This window comes from Acinetobacter sp. 22301 (assembly GCF_052045285.1).
GTDB lineage: Bacteria > Pseudomonadota > Gammaproteobacteria > Pseudomonadales > Moraxellaceae > Acinetobacter > Acinetobacter pittii.
The window spans coordinates 26,569-43,659 of the sequence record NZ_JBQEOR010000004.1; the positions used below are offsets into that span (position 1 = coordinate 26,569).

The 17,091-nt window shown below is 37.8% G+C and carries 16 protein-coding genes; 10 read left to right on the forward strand and 6 right to left on the reverse strand.

Annotation, left to right across the window (positions count from 1 at the left end):
* The first annotated feature begins 19 nt into the window (after window positions 1-19).
* From ACTJJH_RS08340 to ACTJJH_RS08365, 6 genes are all read left to right on the forward strand, one after another.
* Window positions 20-946, forward strand: coding sequence for a branched-chain amino acid transaminase (locus tag ACTJJH_RS08340; protein ID WP_004705670.1), 927 nt, complete (start codon window positions 20-22; stop codon window positions 944-946).
* A 68-nt stretch (window positions 947-1,014) separates the two neighbouring features.
* On the forward strand, window positions 1,015-1,905 hold the full coding sequence (locus ACTJJH_RS08345) for a mitochondrial fission ELM1 family protein (RefSeq protein WP_440600986.1): 891 nt from the start codon (window positions 1,015-1,017) through the stop codon (window positions 1,903-1,905).
* A 21-nt stretch (window positions 1,906-1,926) separates the two neighbouring features.
* Complete coding sequence (locus ACTJJH_RS08350) at window positions 1,927-2,955, forward strand: glycosyltransferase family protein (protein WP_440600987.1); 1,029 nt, start codon at window positions 1,927-1,929, stop codon at window positions 2,953-2,955.
* Window positions 2,952-3,707: a polysaccharide deacetylase family protein gene (locus tag ACTJJH_RS08355; protein ID WP_199977989.1), complete on the forward strand. Its 756-nt coding sequence runs from the start codon at window positions 2,952-2,954 to the stop codon at window positions 3,705-3,707. The genes ACTJJH_RS08350 and ACTJJH_RS08355 overlap by 4 nt, the downstream gene beginning before the upstream one ends.
* Window positions 3,704-4,468 carry a glycosyltransferase family 2 protein gene (locus ACTJJH_RS08360; protein WP_440600988.1) on the forward strand — a complete coding sequence of 255 codons (765 nt, stop codon included), beginning with the start codon at window positions 3,704-3,706 and terminating at the stop codon, window positions 4,466-4,468. Before ACTJJH_RS08355 ends, ACTJJH_RS08360 begins: the two co-directional genes overlap by 4 nt.
* Window positions 4,469-4,479: 11 nt before the next feature.
* Window positions 4,480-5,514 carry a glycosyltransferase gene (locus ACTJJH_RS08365; protein ID WP_440600989.1) on the forward strand — a complete coding sequence of 345 codons (1,035 nt, stop codon included), beginning with the start codon at window positions 4,480-4,482 and terminating at the stop codon, window positions 5,512-5,514.
* Here ACTJJH_RS08365 and ghy read toward each other — a convergent pair.
* Complete coding sequence (ghy, locus tag ACTJJH_RS08370) at window positions 5,511-6,404, reverse strand: glycosyl hydrolase Ghy (RefSeq protein ID WP_032037011.1); 894 nt, start codon at window positions 6,402-6,404, stop codon at window positions 5,511-5,513. The genes ACTJJH_RS08365 and ghy overlap by 4 nt on opposite strands.
* Before the next feature lie 11 nt (window positions 6,405-6,415).
* Complete coding sequence (locus ACTJJH_RS08375; RefSeq protein WP_320124233.1) at window positions 6,416-7,240, reverse strand: glycosyltransferase family 25 protein; 825 nt, start codon at window positions 7,238-7,240, stop codon at window positions 6,416-6,418.
* A gap of 218 nt (window positions 7,241-7,458) precedes the next feature.
* On the opposite strand from ACTJJH_RS08375, the gene ACTJJH_RS08380 reads away from it, so the two are divergent.
* Together ACTJJH_RS08380 and ACTJJH_RS08385 are read left to right on the forward strand one after the other, a co-directional pair.
* Entirely contained in the window at window positions 7,459-8,247 is a 789-nt protein-coding gene (locus ACTJJH_RS08380; protein ID WP_081405203.1) for a glycosyltransferase, read from the forward strand.
* A gap of 65 nt (window positions 8,248-8,312) precedes the next feature.
* Window positions 8,313-9,464, forward strand: coding sequence for a glycosyltransferase family 4 protein (locus ACTJJH_RS08385; protein WP_410560380.1), 1,152 nt, complete (start codon window positions 8,313-8,315; stop codon window positions 9,462-9,464).
* Between the two features lie 36 nt (window positions 9,465-9,500).
* Here the strand turns inward: ACTJJH_RS08385 and ACTJJH_RS08390 are convergent, their stop codons facing one another.
* The 3 genes from ACTJJH_RS08390 to ACTJJH_RS08400 all read right to left on the reverse strand — a co-directional run bounded on the left by ACTJJH_RS08390 (window position 9,501) and on the right by ACTJJH_RS08400 (window position 12,588).
* A complete protein-coding gene (locus tag ACTJJH_RS08390) occupies window positions 9,501-9,719 on the reverse strand; it encodes a hypothetical protein (protein WP_032037003.1) in 219 nt (72 codons plus the stop codon).
* Between the two features lie 149 nt (window positions 9,720-9,868).
* Window positions 9,869-11,653 carry an aspartate--tRNA ligase gene (gene aspS, locus ACTJJH_RS08395; protein ID WP_005064200.1) on the reverse strand — a complete coding sequence of 595 codons (1,785 nt, stop codon included), beginning with the start codon at window positions 11,651-11,653 and terminating at the stop codon, window positions 9,869-9,871.
* A gap of 170 nt (window positions 11,654-11,823) precedes the next feature.
* The gene (locus ACTJJH_RS08400) at window positions 11,824-12,588 is read right to left on the reverse strand and encodes a DUF4184 family protein (protein ID WP_075383752.1); all 765 of its coding nucleotides are present in this window, start codon (window positions 12,586-12,588) and stop codon (window positions 11,824-11,826) included.
* Between the two features lie 136 nt (window positions 12,589-12,724).
* Here ACTJJH_RS08400 and znuD point away from each other — a divergent pair, with 136 nt between their 5' ends.
* On the forward strand, window positions 12,725-14,776 hold the full coding sequence (gene znuD / locus ACTJJH_RS08405) for a zinc piracy TonB-dependent receptor ZnuD (protein ID WP_440600990.1): 2,052 nt from the start codon (window positions 12,725-12,727) through the stop codon (window positions 14,774-14,776).
* 75 nt (window positions 14,777-14,851) lie between these two features.
* Window positions 14,852-16,315 carry a phospholipase D family protein gene (locus ACTJJH_RS08410; protein WP_440600991.1) on the forward strand — a complete coding sequence of 488 codons (1,464 nt, stop codon included), beginning with the start codon at window positions 14,852-14,854 and terminating at the stop codon, window positions 16,313-16,315.
* 194 nt (window positions 16,316-16,509) lie between these two features.
* Here the strand turns inward: ACTJJH_RS08410 and ACTJJH_RS08415 are convergent, their stop codons facing one another.
* Entirely contained in the window at window positions 16,510-16,956 is a 447-nt protein-coding gene (locus tag ACTJJH_RS08415; protein WP_002116392.1) for a hypothetical protein, read from the reverse strand.
* Window positions 16,957-17,091: the final 135 nt, after the last annotated feature.

The window sequence follows — 17,091 nt, forward strand, 5'->3', positions numbered from 1 at the left end:
TAACAATTTGGAGTGTTCCATGAATTTGGCTGATCGTGATGGTTTTATTTGGCAAGATGGAAAATTAATTGATTGGCGTGATGCAAAGATTCACGTTTTAACCCATACTTTACACTACAGTATGGGCGTATTTGAGGGTGTTCGTGCTTATGAAACCCCTAAAGGTACAGCGATTTTCCGTCTTCAAGACCACACAAAACGTTTGTTAAATTCAGCAAAAATTTATCAAATGAAAGTGCCGTATGATCAAGCAACGCTTGAACAAGCACAAATCGATGTTGTTCGTGAAAATAAATTAGCCTCTTGCTATTTACGTCCACTGATCTGGATCGGTTCAGAGAAACTAGGTATTGCAGCAACAAATAACACCATTCATGCCGCTGTTGCTGCATGGGCGTGGGGTGCATACCTTGGTGATGAAGCGATGGCTAAAGGTATTCGCGTTAAAACTTCATCATTTACTCACCATCATCCAAACGTGACCATGTGTAAAGCAAAAGCATCTGGTAACTACACGTTGTCAATTCTTGCTCACCAAGAAGTTGCACATTCTGGTTACGATGAAGCAATGTTAATGGACCCACAAGGTTATGTATGCCAAGGTTCAGGTGAAAACGTATTCTTAATTAAAGATGGCGTTTTACACACTCCAGATATCGCTGGTGGTGCGCTTGATGGTATTACACGTCAAACTGTGATGACAATCGCTAGAGATCTTGGTTACCAAGTTGTTGAGCGCCGTATTACACGTGACGAATTCTATATTGCAGACGAAGCATTCTTCACAGGTACTGCTGCTGAAGTAACACCAATTCGTGAATATGATGACCGTCCAATCGGTTCGGGTACCCGTGGTCCAATTACCACTGAAATCCAAAAAACTTACTTTGATGCCGTTCAAGGTAGAAATCCGAAATATGAACATTGGTTAACTTACGTAAAATAAGTTAATCCGTTAACATAAAAAGGCGAACATAAGTTTCGCCTTTTTATTTTTTGGCTTAGGGAGCTTCTATGCATATTGTCTATGTGTCTGATGGAAAGGCAGGACACCGCTCACAAGCATTAGGCTTGTTTCAGGCAATGCAAAGACAACAGCCAGAAACAACTTTTGAAGAGGTCTTAATTGCTGATTTACCTATTATTTCTTTAATTAAGACACTCTTCTCTTCAAAAAAATCCTTATTTAAACAAGTGCCCGATTTTATATTTGGAGTGGGAAGCCACACACATTTTCGTGTCTGGTTGCTCGGCAAAATTTTTAGAAAAGCAAAAACTATTATTTTGATGAAGCCTAACTTACCTGTAGCTTGCTTTGATTATGCTGTTATTCCGGAGCATGACGGTATTCACGCCGATAACCATGTGATTGTCACGCGTGGTGCATTAAATCCTATCCGTAATGAAAATCGCCATCAAACCGCGAGAGTTTTAATCGCTTTAGGTGGTTCATCTAAACGACATCAATGGAACCAAAATAAAGTATTAACCAGTGTTCAAAAAATTGTTGAGAATAATCCAGACGTTGAAATTATTCTGACCACTTCACGTCGAACCCCGGCAGAGTTTGTCGATATTTTAAGGCAACAAAATTTTGCCCAGCATTTACACATATTTCCGGTTGAGCAAACACCTCAAGGCTGGATTTTCGAAGAAATGCAAAAAGCAGAAGCTGTGTGGGTAACAGAAGACAGCGTCTCTATGATTTTTGAGGCCCTTACTGCGGGTTGTCGAGTAGGGGTGATGGCCATGGAGCGTTTGAAAGACGACCGGATTACGCACTCAGTTGATCAAATGTTAGAATCAAAATTAATCTCACAGCAGACCTCTGTTGTACAGTTACCACAACCTTATGCTTTTAAAGAAGCAGACCGTGTGGCAACATATCTTTTATCAAAAAATTAAATTTTTATTTTGAGTAAATAAATGAAAATATTGCATATTGCAAATTTTGGCTTTAATAAACAAGGCGCCCATTTTTACTGCACAGACCGTAAAATTTCTGCCGGATTAATTGAAAATGGCCATTTCGTTTATGATTTTAGTTTTCGTGACATGGCTCGAATGGGTACCATTTTTAAAACAAAAAAACTGGGTGCTAATTGGGCTAATAAAGAAGTCCTAAAAGTCGTTAATAATATTGAGCCTGATCTAGTTCTCATTGGACATAGTGACTTAATGAGTCCAGATGTTCTAAGACAAATTAAAGAATCTTATCCAAATACTAAAATTGCATTTTGGTATGTTGACCCGCTTTATCTTGAAAATAAACTCGACTTTGTCAAAGCATTCTCGCCATATTTAGATGCTATTTTCTGTACAACAGGCGGGGAATATCTACAAAAGTTAAAGCAACCCCATTTAAGTGTGGCTTATTTGCCAAATGTCGGCCACCGCAATGTAGAAACACTACAGCAATTTTCAAATTCTAAGACTGACAAGACCTTTATTTTCTGCGGCGTGGTCTATAAAGAACCTGAGCGTGAGAAGTTCTTAAAGGATTTGGCAGATGCTTTGCAACAAGGTCATGTGAACTATCAATATTATGGTTGTTTTGAACAACCGGGTGTTTATGGTAAAGCCTATTATAAAGTTCTGTCTGAAACAAAAATGGGACTTAATTACTCACGCCGTAATGATGTAACCTTGTATAGTTCTGACCGTATTGTACAGCTGACTGGTAATGGGTTACTCACTTTTAGCCCAAGAATTCCGGGCTTTGAGAAGCTCTATACTGAGCAGGAAGTAGTTTACTTTGATGATCAGTTTGACTTGGCCAAGAAGATCCAATTCTTTGATCAAAATCCAGAGCAGGCTGAAAAAATAGCGAAAGAGGGCTGGGAAAAAACACGTACATCTTTCAATGCTAAGCGCATCACCCAGTTTATGGTTGAGGTGACATTTAAGCAGCCCCTTTCAGAAGATTATGAATGGTCACATGAGGTTTATGCATGATGTGGTTCTTGTACGTTGCGGTGGGCCTATTAGTACTTGCTGCACTGTTATATGTGCTGGGTAATTATACATTCTGGCTTCCGTTTCGTTCGAATAAACTACCTCGTATTGTCATGTTGCATCAGGTTACCCCTAAAGATGCAGCCTCTGGCATGAACATGCCTCCTGAAAAGTTTGAACAACTCTTACAACTGTTAACTCGTAAAGGGGCTATCTTTTGCTTTGTTTCTGAGCTTGAGCAATACCGTAATCAAAAGAATGTGGTTGCTTTAAGTTTTGATGATGGATTTATGGATAATTATCTTTATGCCTATCCATTACTCAAAAAATATAATGCGAAAGCAACGATTTATTTGGCAACGCAAATTGAAGGCATCGAAAAGCTCACTCATGAGCAAATTCATGAAATGGCCAACTCTGGTTTGATTGAATTTGGTGCGCATACGCAACATCATGTGAACTTACTTAAGCTTGACGATCAAACGGCTTACGATGAGATGCTTCAGTCTAAGCGTGATGTTGAAGCATTAGTTGGAAAATGTCCGAGCTTTGCCTATCCATTTGGTCGATTTAACGAAAAACACCAAAAAATGGCTCAGGAGATTGGCTTTAAAAACGCAGTGTCGACTCGTAAAAAAATCGAAGCCTATGAAGCTGTTAATCAATTTAATATTCCACGTGTCAGCACGCATGGCGCCATGAATGCGTTACAGATGCGTATCGCCCTTGCTAAAGGACGTTATAAGTTATGAATAAAATTCCATGTAGTGTCTATATTGTCACTTTAAACTGTGGTGCTTGGTTAGAGCGAACATTGCAAAGTGTCAGTGAGTTTGATGAAGTTATTATTTTAGACTCGGGCAGTACTGATAATACTTATGAAATTGCCCAGCACTTTGAAAATACGAAAATTTCTCATCAAGACTGGCAAGGTTACGCTGGGCAAAAAAGTTTAGCTTTAGCAAAATGCCGAAATGACTGGGTGCTTAATTTAGATGGCGATGAAGTTTTATCTAATGAGTTAAAACAAGAAATTGTTGAGACCATTCAACAGAACAAGCTTGATGCATTAATCACCCCAATTAATGATGTATTTTTAGGTGTTCCGAACAGTAAACATATTAAAAAACATGCAAAAGTGCGTTTTTTCCGTAGGTCTAAAGGGCATTATGACCTTGCCAATAAAGTCCATGAAAATGTGATCGTAGATGGTGAATCTCAACGTGCTCAACACGATATTTACCATTATGGTGAGTCGAGCATTTTCGTTAAAGTCGAAAAAAATAACCAATATTCCAACTTAAAAGCATTAGAGAAATACCAAAAAGGAAAGTCTCCAAGCATTGCAAAATTGGTTTTGGTGATGCCAGTGACTTTTATGAAGTCTTATTTTATTCGCCGTAGCTTCTTAAATGGTTGGCGTGGTTTCGTAAATAGTATGATTAACGCATTTTATGCATTTCTAAAAGAAGCTAAGCTTTTTGAACAGACCATGAATAAAGATAAAAAATAAGTAGGCAAGCTATGAAAATTGTTCAGGTATTGGCAACTAGCGGTGGAGTTGGTGGATTAGAGCAGCACACTTTTAACCTTGTTAATGAGCTTGCTTTAAACCATGAAGTACATGTGATTGCACATCCTTGCTATGTAGACAAGTTTAGCCAACAAGTACATTTTCATGCTATCGATTTTGCCCGTAGTCGTTGGAATATTTTTTTACTTTGGCAACTTAAAAATCTTATTCAACAAATCCAACCCGCTATTGTTCATGCACAAGCAGGAAAAGCGGCTGAGTTGATTGCCCGCATTAAGCCATTTTTATCTGGTCCAAAGTTTGTAACGACTGTTCATGGTACTAAAAAGAATAAGTCTGCTTATTTAGCAGGTGATGCAGTTATTGCGGTGAGCCAAGCGCTCACGCAAGGCATTCCAGAGTCTAAAGCACACGTAGTTTATAACGGGGTATATCCTCAGCCCGTACTTACAACTGAAAATAAAGAAAAATTGCTTCAATCGATTCAAAAAGATTTTACTGAGCTAGACACAAGCAAAAAAGTTGTTATGTGTATTGGACGTCTAGAACCAGTAAAAAATATCAGTTTATTGATTGAGTCGATGCAACAGACTGATGCCAATTTATGGATTGTTGGTGACGGTTCACTTCGAGCAAGTTTGGAAAAGCAAGTCAGCGAATTGAACATGCAAAATCGGGTCGCTTTTCTTGGGTTTAGAACTGATGCGCGTGATCTGGTACAACTGGCTGATATCGTGGTTTTATCATCAGATCGTGAAGGTTTTCCACTTGTTATGGTCGAGGCTTTACAGGCCGATAAAGCAATGGCTTCAACCAAAGTGAACGGTGTGATCGAGTGGTTGCCAGAGCAATATCTAGCCGAAATTGGAGATACTCAAGGTTTAGCAAAAGCGATTGAATATGCCCTTCAACCTGAGGCTCAAAATGACTTCAGCCCACTATATGCAAAGGCCAAGGCTGAACTGACCGTACCAGCCATGGCTGAGCAGACGCTTAATATTTATAAAGACCTGCTGAAAACTTAATTATTTTTTGGTGTAAGGCGGATGGCATCAAGTACCACGAAATTATCTTCGACATTAATGGTATGGCAACCATCATCAGCCTGATTCCAGTCTGGTAAAACTACTTCTAGTAATTTTTCTTCATAAGCTGTTGGGCTAAGCTGAGTAATCGCTTTTAATTCGATATTGCCGCCATATCGCTTTAAAGAATCTTGGCTTGGTCGAACCAGTTGCCCTTTATAAATAAAAGGTTTGCCTGCCATACGGAACTGCTGACTGCCTCGGCACACTGGGTTCATTGGGTGCTCTTGCCAGTTCGGATTTAAAATATCTTCGGTAAAGAATAGATCTAAACGATAACCAAATTTCTTACAATCACGACGCGTTGAAGTGAAAAGATACCATAAGCCCTCATGGTAAAAAGGGGTGCTATCGACTGCTTCAATATTTTCAATAAGGTTGGAATGCTTTTCCCATTTCAGCGGAAACTCAGTACATTTCCAAAGTTCGATGGTCTTGTTGGCAGAAGTTTCTGGGACCATATACCAAGTGTTATCTATTTTAAATACGCAAGGATATGAGAGGTGGTAATCGAGTTTTAAAATGGTTTCAGGTGGTGTGTAAGTGCCATCCTTAAAGACTTCTAAAACCGAAAGAAAGCCTACCGGATGTTGGTCATCGACTTCTTCAAAAAAAATGAAATGACGGCCATTTTCATAAGCATAAAAGCTGTCTGCAAATGTAAACTTTCTAGGAGAGTGGATCTCAAAGAGTGAATCTAATTGCTCAAGTGTTGTAAATGGTTGTTCTAACCAGCCAAAACGCATATACCAATGGGAGTCAAAAGTTTTCGCTTTTTTTGCTTGTTGGTACTTGTACCATTTTTTTTGAAGACCGCGAGTGATTAACATCTAAGTACCTGTTAGCTGTCCGTTTTATGTGATTGTGTAGAGTTTAGGAAAAAGGCTAATCGAATAATTTTTTTGAAAATGAATAAAGATATAATTCGAGAAATTAAATCATTTTTCATTTTGTTAAAGTTCTTTTTAAAACGATTTGGTTTTTTCATGTATGCTTTTCTATCTGATGCAATATGACTTTGCATCTCATCATCATGTTCAAAGCAATAATAAAAGGGAGTTGAAACATCGCCTGCTAATAAGTACTTCCAGTCATCAATATAAGTCAATTTATGAATTTGCTTAGAAACAAAATTTTTGGCTGTCTCAGTGGTTAAAGAATACGCATATGTTGCTGTATAGAGATCTTTAGGTCCAGTCATATTGAAGTAAAGTTTATCATTACTTGTATAACCTCTTATTCGACGTCTAGAAGGTTCAGAATGCCCTCCTAAGAATGCGAATGAAGGATTGGTTTCTAATAGAGAGTGCAGCTTCCGTTGTATATGCTTAGTTTGAAAAATTACATCATCTTCAATGATGATGACACGATCATACGCTTGATAATCACCTTGAGCTAGACGTTGCCAAATAATCATATGGCTTAGCCAGCAGCCTAGTTCGCTTGGTCCTAATTCATGATCGCATAATCCTGCAAATTGACGACTTAAATTTAAAAAAGTTAAATATTCTTGAGGAAGTTTTTTCCCATAAATAGCATCGAAGAATTGAAAATCAATTTGTATATCATGAATGGTTGATTGCAAATTTTGATGTTGTTGTTTAATTTTTTCTTGACGTTCATTACTTCCTTGTAAAGATACACATAGGATAAGAATCTTTTTCATGTTTCAACTAACTTGATACAATACAGTTTAGATATTCTATACTTCTGTATTTGTTGTTGATAGTCCTTCTACCTATTCATCTAGCTTAGCTCTAAAAAATTTAGAAGTTAAAAAAGTAATATTGGTGGTTACTTGTACCTCTAGTGAGGGTAATCATATTATGTGAAGAGGCAACAATAATACTATGGGCAAAAAAGATTTATAAAGGCTATACCTAAATGATGTCAAATAATTTACCTATCATTCATGCTTTGTGGATTGGAGAAAAACTCGGAGCAATTTCTAGATGTTGTTTACATTCTTTTGTAATGAGGGGGCATGAGGTTCATTTACATACATACGCTGATATTGTAGATGTTCCAGAAGGCGTAAAATTGGTTGATGCAAATAAAATTATTTCTAAAGACCAAATTATAAAACATAAGGAAACAGGAAGTTATGCATTATTTTCAGATATTTTTCGTTATGAGTTAATGCGTAAAGTTGATGGAGTCTATGTTGACTGTGATGTGTATTGTTTAAAACCTATTTCAATACCAGAGCATGGATACTTATTAGGCTTTGAAGATGATGAATGGATTAATGGAGCTGTTTTGCGCATTCCTAAAGAAAGCGACTTACTTAAAGAATTATTAAAAGCCGCATATGACCCATTTTTTGTACCACCATGGTTTTCTGCGAGTAAAAAAATTAAATTAAAAACAAAAAAAATAATGGGAATAGGAAAAAGTTTAGCGGATATGCCGTGGGGAGTTATTGGCCCCAAAGCTATTACTTATTATGTTAAACAGTTGGAGTTAAAAAATAATATTCAACCAATTGATATTTTTTATCCTGTTCACTATCAGTGTATAAGTCAACTTTGTGATCCTGAGCTTACTATAGATGATATTACTACTTCTCGTACTACTTGTATTCATCTATATAATGAGATGTTAAAGGGTATAAAATTAGATGAATTGGATGAGTGTACTATTATGTCACGTCTTTTAAAATGTGATATTTAATTATTAATTAAGATAAGTAAAGAAATTTTTAATTATACTTTTTATTAATATATTGAGAGTGTTTAATGAGTGGATATAATAGACCAATTAGAGTTGGTTTAATTATTGATGAGTTCTTTGGTGGTGCTAATACTGCTTTTGGCGGTTACGGATTTTTAGCGCGAAATCATATAGCTAAATATATTCCAAATGCGGATATCCAAATAGATGTATTACTGGGTAAAGGAAGTAAAAAGCTTTTTGCGGAAGAATATTCGGTAGATAATGTTAAATTATATCGACTGCCACGTAGAAAATGGTTTGCTCGTCGCTGGCTTAAGAAAAAAAATTATGACATTTATTTAAGTGTCGAATTAACATTTAATTATGTATTGGAAAATGAATTAGATAAAACAAAAAAATTAGTTTTATGGATACAAGATCCAAGACCGACCTATGAATGGGACGAAATTAATACAGTTAAATTATTTCCTGAAACTAATTATTATAATCAAAAAATATATGATCTAGTACATAACTGGTATGTTAATGACCGTGTGAAATTTATTTCGCAAGGACATTTTCTTAATCAAAAAGCTATAGATTTATATCAATTAGAAAATAGTGTACCAATAGAATATGTGCCTAATCCTATTGATATTGATTTCAACTTTGATGTTAGTACTTATGTTAAAAAGAATATAATCATTTTTTTAGGTCGTTTAGAATCTGTAAAACGGGGGTGGTTATTTTGTGAAATCGCAAAAAGAATGCCGCAATATGAGTTTTATGTATTAGGGCAGACATTTAGAGAGGAAAGCAAAAACAATGAAATTATGAAAGGTTATCAAAATATTGCTAACTTACATTTTGCGGGCCATGTTGAAGGCAGTGAAAAAGAAAAATTTTTAAAAGATGCTAAGTTACTTATTAATACTTCTATTCATGAAGCATTACCTATTTCATTTTTAGAAGCCCTCTCTTTTGGAACTTTATTAGTAAGTAACAGAAATCCTGAAGAACTAACAAGTAAATTTGGAATTCACGTAGGAGATGTATTAGGAGATGGCTTTGAAAAAGTTCATTTATATGTTGAAGCTATTGAATCCTTAATGCAAAATGAAGAAGGTAGACATCTTTTAGCAATACAAGCTAGAAAATATATTGAGGAATATCATAATGTAATAGATTTTACTAAAAAATTAAGAAATATATTATTTCAAGAAGTAAAGTCTTAAGAATAAGATCCCGTATCTAGGAATACGGGTAATTTCTTACTCTTTATCCGCATTTCCTTTTAAAACCATATAAATCAGCGCAACAAAAATAAGTAACGCACCTGCTAAGCTACTTACACAGAAAAATAAAATACGTTGATTTGTAGTAAGGTTGAATAATTCATTTGCAAGGATATAGCGCATGAAAAACCATTGTGCGAGGGAGAATACAATCACGACTAAAGCATGTCGACGTACATCAGGGCGCATAGCCATAAAGTTGACCTCTAAATTAAAAGCTCCCTATTATGCCACTGACCTGCTTATTCGCAAAGCATAGCTTAGGTAAGTCGAATATATAGCTGAATTTTCCCATTAAAAAAACCCTGCATAAGCAGGGTTTTTTAATTTGAAAATCTAAAAAATTATTTAGATTCTTCAGCTTTTGGCTTTTCACGTAAGCGGATGCCCAGGTCACGAAGCTGATTTGCTTCAACAGGAGCAGGTGCTTGAGTAAGTGGACATTCAGCAGTCTTAGTTTTCGGGAACGCAATAACGTCACGAATTGAAGTCGCGCCAGTCATAAGCATAACTAAACGGTCAAGACCAAATGCCAAACCACCGTGAGGAGGAGCACCATAACGAAGCGCGTTAAGTAAGAAGCTGAATTTCTCTTCTGCTTCTTCATCAGAAATACCAAGCGCTTCAAAAATCGCTTTTTGCATTTCTAATGTGTAAATACGAAGTGAACCACCACCAACTTCAGTACCATTCAATACCATGTCGTAAGCAACAGAAAGTGCTTCACCTGGATTGCTCTTCACGTCTTCTACGCTAGATTTAGGTAACGTGAATGGGTGGTGAACAGAAGTCCATTTACCATCGTCAGTTTCTTCAAACATTGGGAAGTCAACAACCCAAAGTGGAGCCCACTCACAAGTTGAAAGGTTCAAGTCGTGACCAATCTTGACACGAAGCGCACCCATTGCGTCATTTACAACTTTAGCTTTATCAGCACCGAAGAATACAATATCGCCATCTTGTGCGCCAACACGTTCCAACAGCTCAAGTACAATCGGTTCAATGAATTTCACGATTGGAGATTGAAGACCTTCAATTCCTTTAGCGAGTTCATTAACTTTAATGTACGCTAAACCTTTAGCACCATAGATGCCAACGAATTTGGTGTATTCATCAATTGCACTACGTGGCAATGAAGCTGCACCAGGAACACGTAAAGCAACAATACGACCTTTAGGATCTTTTGCAGGACCAGCGAATACTTTGAACTCTACTTCTTGCATTAAGTCTGCAACGTCAACGAGTTTCAACGGAATACGCAAATCTGGTTTGTCAGATGCATAGTCACGCATTGCTTCGCTATATGGCATACGGCGGAATTTTTCAAATTTTACGCCAAGCAAGTCGTTAAATAATTTAACAGTCATGCCTTCCATCAAATCCATGATTTCATCGTCGTTTAAGAACGATGTTTCAATATCGATTTGAGTGAATTCTGGCTGACGGTCAGCACGTAAGTCTTCATCACGGAAACATTTCGCGATTTGGTAGTAACGATCAATACCACCCACCATCAATAATTGCTTAAACAATTGCGGTGATTGTGGAAGTGCGTAGAAGCTACCATTTTGTACACGACTTGGTACTAAATAGTCACGTGCACCTTCAGGAGTTGCACGAGTTAAAATCGGAGTTTCAACGTCTAAGAAACCGTGATCGTCTAAATAATTACGGATCAAGTTAGTTACTTTAGAACGGAAACGTAAGCGATCTAACATTTCTGGACGACGGATGTCCAAGAAACGATATTTTAAACGGTGTTCTTCTGACACGTTAATCGTGTCATCATTTAACGGGAATGGCGGAGTTTCAGAAGCAGCAAGAACTTCGATTTCTTTGCCTAAAACTTCGATTTGACCACTCACCATATTTTGGTTTTCAGTACCTTCATAACGGCGACGAACACGACCTGTAATTTTTAATACATATTCAGAACGTGCTTTATCTGCTGTTGCAAATGCTTCTGGAGTATCTGGGTCAATAACCACTTGAACGAGACCATCACGGTCACGCATATCAAGGAAAATAACACCGCCATGGTCACGGCGACGATGTACCCAACCGCATAGTGTAACGGTCTGGTCGATTTGGGCTTCAGTTAAAGAGCCACAGTAATGAGTTCGCATCATGATGAAGATTATCCAAACTATATTGGCTGAAAGGACGGATGCGTAAACCGCGCACCGTCAAAAAAGTAAGTTTTCGATTATGCCTTGTTGGATGGTTTGTCACAAGAACTAGATCAAAAAACCGCAGAAATTAACCTGAAAATGAGCAATTTGGCAGCAATCTTAGTTATTCATCCCATTCTTTGTTGGCGATCTAAAATCAAGAATAGTAAGCATCCTAAGCTAAAAGTACTTAACCAACCTTGCATAAATTCATTAATAGAACGACCAGTGAAATAATACGTATCGGCATGCCAAACTTCATGAGGAATGTAGCGGGCATAATCCCAAAAAGAAAATAGGCCTAACACTGTAGATAAAAACAACAGACACCATGCAAAAATTTTAATTTTTTTACTTACTTTCCAGTGTTGTTTATAGCGCTGATAATAGTGAACACACATCCAAACAATAAAAGGTAAGGCAAGAGCAGAGGAGCCTAACTGCAAAAGACGATGTAAGGGATAGGGGTGTCCTAAAAGGTGAATATTTGTTGCTAATACATCTTTAAATAAAAAAGTCCGAAAGTCTGAGTGTGTTAGACCATCCCATATTAAATGTGTTGCAATTCCTAAAGTAAGTGCGAGTAATGTTCCAACCAAAAATAAAAAAATACGTTTTAAAGAGTTGGGGCCAAGATCATGCTGAATGCCGAAAAAACGGTAAATTACAGGTCGATATAAAAAGTACCAAATAGCACAAAAAATGAGGCCTAAGGCAAGGTTGGGATAAATCAGGCCTTTCCATTGATGTGTCAACATACCTGATTGCATTGTAAATAAGCGGTAAAGATCGGGTGTCATACTTCCAATTGCTAGAGCTGCAACTGGTAAAGTGTTTCGGCTAAGCTTTGAAAGAGGAGGCGCTATAACGGCATGAGAGATTGTAAAAGGCATTATAAAACAGAGATTACTCACATCATTTAATTGCCCAGTCTAACGAATCAGCCGATTGGAAATGTTTTTTATTGCAAAAAGACTGAAATGTTATAATATAACAAAACAAAAGGCGTAGCGATCAGAGAATCACCTCATGTTGTTCTATAAAAATATTTTGACCTTATCCATTTTAGCTGTCATATCCGTACCTTCGTTTGCAGCAGAAAGTGAAAATGTTGAAAAGCTAGAAACTATCCGAATTAAGGCTCATCCACTTGAGCAAACTTCACAAGATTTTGCTGTGGCAGATACTGTTGTTGATCAAAAGCACCTGTCGCAAGGCGCTGCTACCATTGGGGATGCACTCAGTAGTGAAGTAGGAATTTATGCTAATCAGTTTGGGGCTGGTTCGAGTCGTCCAGTGATTCGTGGACAAGATGGACCACGCGTTAAAGTACTCCAAAATTCATCAGAAAATATTGATGTTTCGACGTTGTCTCCTGACCATGCAGTAACTGTAGATCCAGTGCTTGCGAAGCAAGTGGAAGTGATTCGAGGCCCTTCAACTTTACTATTTGGTGCTGGAACAGTTGGCGGTTTAGTCAACGTAATTGATAACAAGATCCCTACGCAAATGCCTGAAAACGGTTATGAAGGACAAGTTGGCTTACGTTATAACACTGGAAGTGATGAAAAACTGGCGAGCGCTGGAGTAACTGTTGGCTTGGGTAGCCAAGTTGCTTTACGTGTTGAGGGGTTAACACGTGATGCAAATAACTACATTGCGCCAAATTACATTCATGAAGGTGAAAAAGAGCGCCGTGTAGACAACACTTTTGCTCAGGGTGATTCAGTTAACGTCGGGTTATCTTGGATTTATGACCGTGGTTATGCGGGTATTTCTTATAGTAACCGTCGCGATCAATATGGCTTACCGGGGCATAGTCATGAATATGAAACCTGCCATGTAGATGATCTGAGCTTGCATTGTGGAGATCATGATCATGCAGGTCATAGTGATGAAGAAGCTCATGATCACGAACATGGCGGCCCGTGGATTGACTTAAAATCGGAGCGCTATGATTTTAAAACTGAGTTAAATGATCCGTTTGCGGGTTTCCAAAAGTTACGTGCACAAGCGAGCTATACTGACTATCAGCATGATGAAATTGAAGAGGGAGCAATTGCAACCCGATTCCAAAACAAAGGCTATGATGGGCGTGTTGAGTTAGTACATAACCCAATTGCAAGTTGGGAAGGGGTGATCGGTGCACAGTTAGGCCAGCAAAAACTGAATTTAACTGGCGAAGAAGCATTTATGGCACCGACCACTACCAAAAAGTGGAGCGTATTTGCTTTAGAACATAAGCAATGGAAAGACGTACACTTTGAGCTTTCTGCACGTGCAGATCAGCAAGAAGTTGATGTAGACGATAACTCTAAACAAGATTTTGATGGCTCGGCATTTTCCTATGCAGGTGCTGCAAACTGGGAATTTGCACCGAACTACAAACTTTCTTTTGTCGCTTCACATCAGGAACGTTTACCTTTAGCTCAAGAGTTATATGCAAATGGTGGGCACTTTGCGACAAATACTTATGAGTTAGGAAATGATCAACTCAGTAAGGAAAAATCGAATAATGTTGAGTTAGGTTTGCATTTTGATAATAACAAACTTGATTACCATCTTCATGTTTACCATAACTGGTTTGATGACTACATCTATGCGCAAACCCTTGACCGTTATAAAGACTTCCGTTTAGTTCAATATACTCAAGATAAAGCACGCTTCTATGGTGCAGAGGGTGAAATTGGTTATCAAATTACACCAATGTACAAGATCAGTGCTTTTGGTGACTATGTGCGCGGTAAAATTGATGCAGAAGGTAATGCCCCGCGTATTCCAGCAGGACGTTTAGGTACTAAAGTCGATGCAGATTTTGGTGATGGTTTTAGTGGTTCTGCTGAGTATTATCATGTCTTTAACCAAGACAAGATCGCAGCTTACGAGACCGAAACTGAAGGTTATAACATGCTCAATCTTGGGGTGGCATATTCTGGACAATATGGTGCAAAAACAGATTATCGTGTTTATATGAAAGCGAATAACTTGTTAGATGACACGGTTTATCAACATGCATCTTTCTTATCAAATATTCCACAAGTTGGACGCAATTTTACGGTAGGTGTTGATTTTAGTTTTTAAGGCTTTAACACGAAACTAAACTTGAAAAATCAATCCAAAAGACCTAATTTGAAACCATCAAGTTAGGTCTTTTTTATGCGTATTTTTCAACGAATTCATCAAAAAATAAATTGGTCAGGGCGTCGTTATATGGCGATATTACTTTGCGTTGTTGCTATTGCATATATTGCATCGGCAATTTATCACACGGTAAAACCATTGCCACAAGGAATTAACTTTAGTGGCAAGCTTAGACATGCCGATGTCAAATTTTTAGCAGATAAAACCTACCTTGATGCAAAAGGGCAACAACAGGTTGATCAGCATATCTTTAATGAAATCTTGAAAATGATTGATGAGGCCAAATCCACGATTGTGGTGGATATGTTTTTGTTTAATTCAGAAGTTGGCGATTCAAAAATAAAGCAAAGACCACTCATGCAAGAGTTAACCGATGCATTAGTCAGTAAAAAAAGACAAAATCGCCAAATCCAGATTATTATGATTACCGACCCGATTAACTCGGTATACGGTGGTATCAGCCCTGAACACTACCGTCAGTTACGTCAGGCAGGTGTTGATGTGATTGAAACGAATTTAGCCCCTTTACGAGCTTCTAACCCGTTTTGGTCAGGGTTCTGGTACATTTGCTGTCAAAATATTGGCAATAACCCTGAAAAGGGCTGGTTACCAAATCCATTCGGTGATGAAAAAATTACACTACGTAGCTATTTGAACTTATTTAATTTTAAGGCCAATCATCGTAAAACCGTTGTCGTTGATACCGATGCGGGTTGGAAATCATTGGTAACCTCAGCAAATCCACACGATGGCAGCTCTAGACACTCTAATGTCGCGTTGGTTGTAACAGGGGCAACAGCTGCTGATGTGCTCCAAACTGAAGCTGCTGTTGCGCAAATGTCAGGTAGTAGCTCTCCATCGCTCATTTTAGGTGACTTTGAAAAAGATGTAATGAAACCGCAAGTACAGGTTTTAACTGAAGGGGCGATCTATGAAGCTGTATTAAAATTAATTAATATGGCTAAACCTAAAGAACATCTTGATTTAAGTATGTTCTATTTGTCTGAACGTAAGATTATTAAAGCGCTAAAAAGTGCCCAAGAACGTGGTGTTATTGTTCGTGTTTTACTCGATCCAAATAAAGATGCGTTTGGTCGACAAAAGAATGGTATTCCAAACCGTCAGGTGGCTTCAGAGCTATACGCTGCGGGCATTCCAATCCGTTGGTGTGATACCCATGGCGAGCAGAACCATAGCAAAATGATCTTGAAATATAACGCCCAACACGCTGAGTTGATCGTAGGATCTGCCAACTTTACGGCCCGTAATTTAAAAAATTACAACCTTGAAACGGATATGTTGGTCATTGGTAAAGTTCAAGATCAAGTTTTTAAAGATGCACAAGATTACTTCAATACCTCGTGGTCAAACCTAAAAGATAGACAGATGAGCGTGGATTACGCGAAGTATGCAGATGAGTCTAAAGTGAAGTATTGGATTTATCGTTTTATGGAATGGTCAGGATTATCGACTTTTTAATCACTATCTTGAAGTTTTCCAAAAATTAGCAAGATGATTGGCGACATGGAGGTCGCCGTTTCACTGTGTGGCAAGGAAGCCACATCAGTGAAACAAAGGTTTTTGTCACTTTTGACCTCTCAAAAGTGAGGCATTAGCCTATACAAAAGACATTCGAACATCACTGTAAGTAAAGGCTGTGCTATAAGTCCGATTTAAGGCGCTGGCGGAATCAATTGATCCAACGCTTTATCATCTAACTTTTCTATTTCACTCAAATCCGTCTTAATTTTCCACTGCGACTCATCGTCAACAGGATTCGGCAAACGCGCTTCAAGCCAATCACAAACCACATCCGGAGAGAATTCAGGATGATTACATTGAATAATCCATGATAAAAAGTCTTTTGCTTCACCGTTCATATAAGGTGGTGGTGAAACAGGAAAGAATAATGTGGGTAGGCGTTCATTTGTCGATAGATAATTTAAAACATGACCTAATTCTTGAACTGTTTGCCATGCAAGTGCATGCTCTACGTCAATACTGAACTTAAACCACCAAGCATGTTCGCCATCTGCTCCATGAGCCATAATACGGGCTTCTTGTACACTTGGAACTTTGCAAAAAAATTGATGAAGACGCTCAAAACTGATTTCAGACACAGCAATTGACCTAGTTTGAAAAATGCTAATGGTAGCACAGATACAGATTCTTCATATTTTCTTTATAGTCATTACAAAGTTTAGCAATCAAAGCGGTTTTATTCATGGTTTCTCCTTGAGTCTCTTCTAATCTAG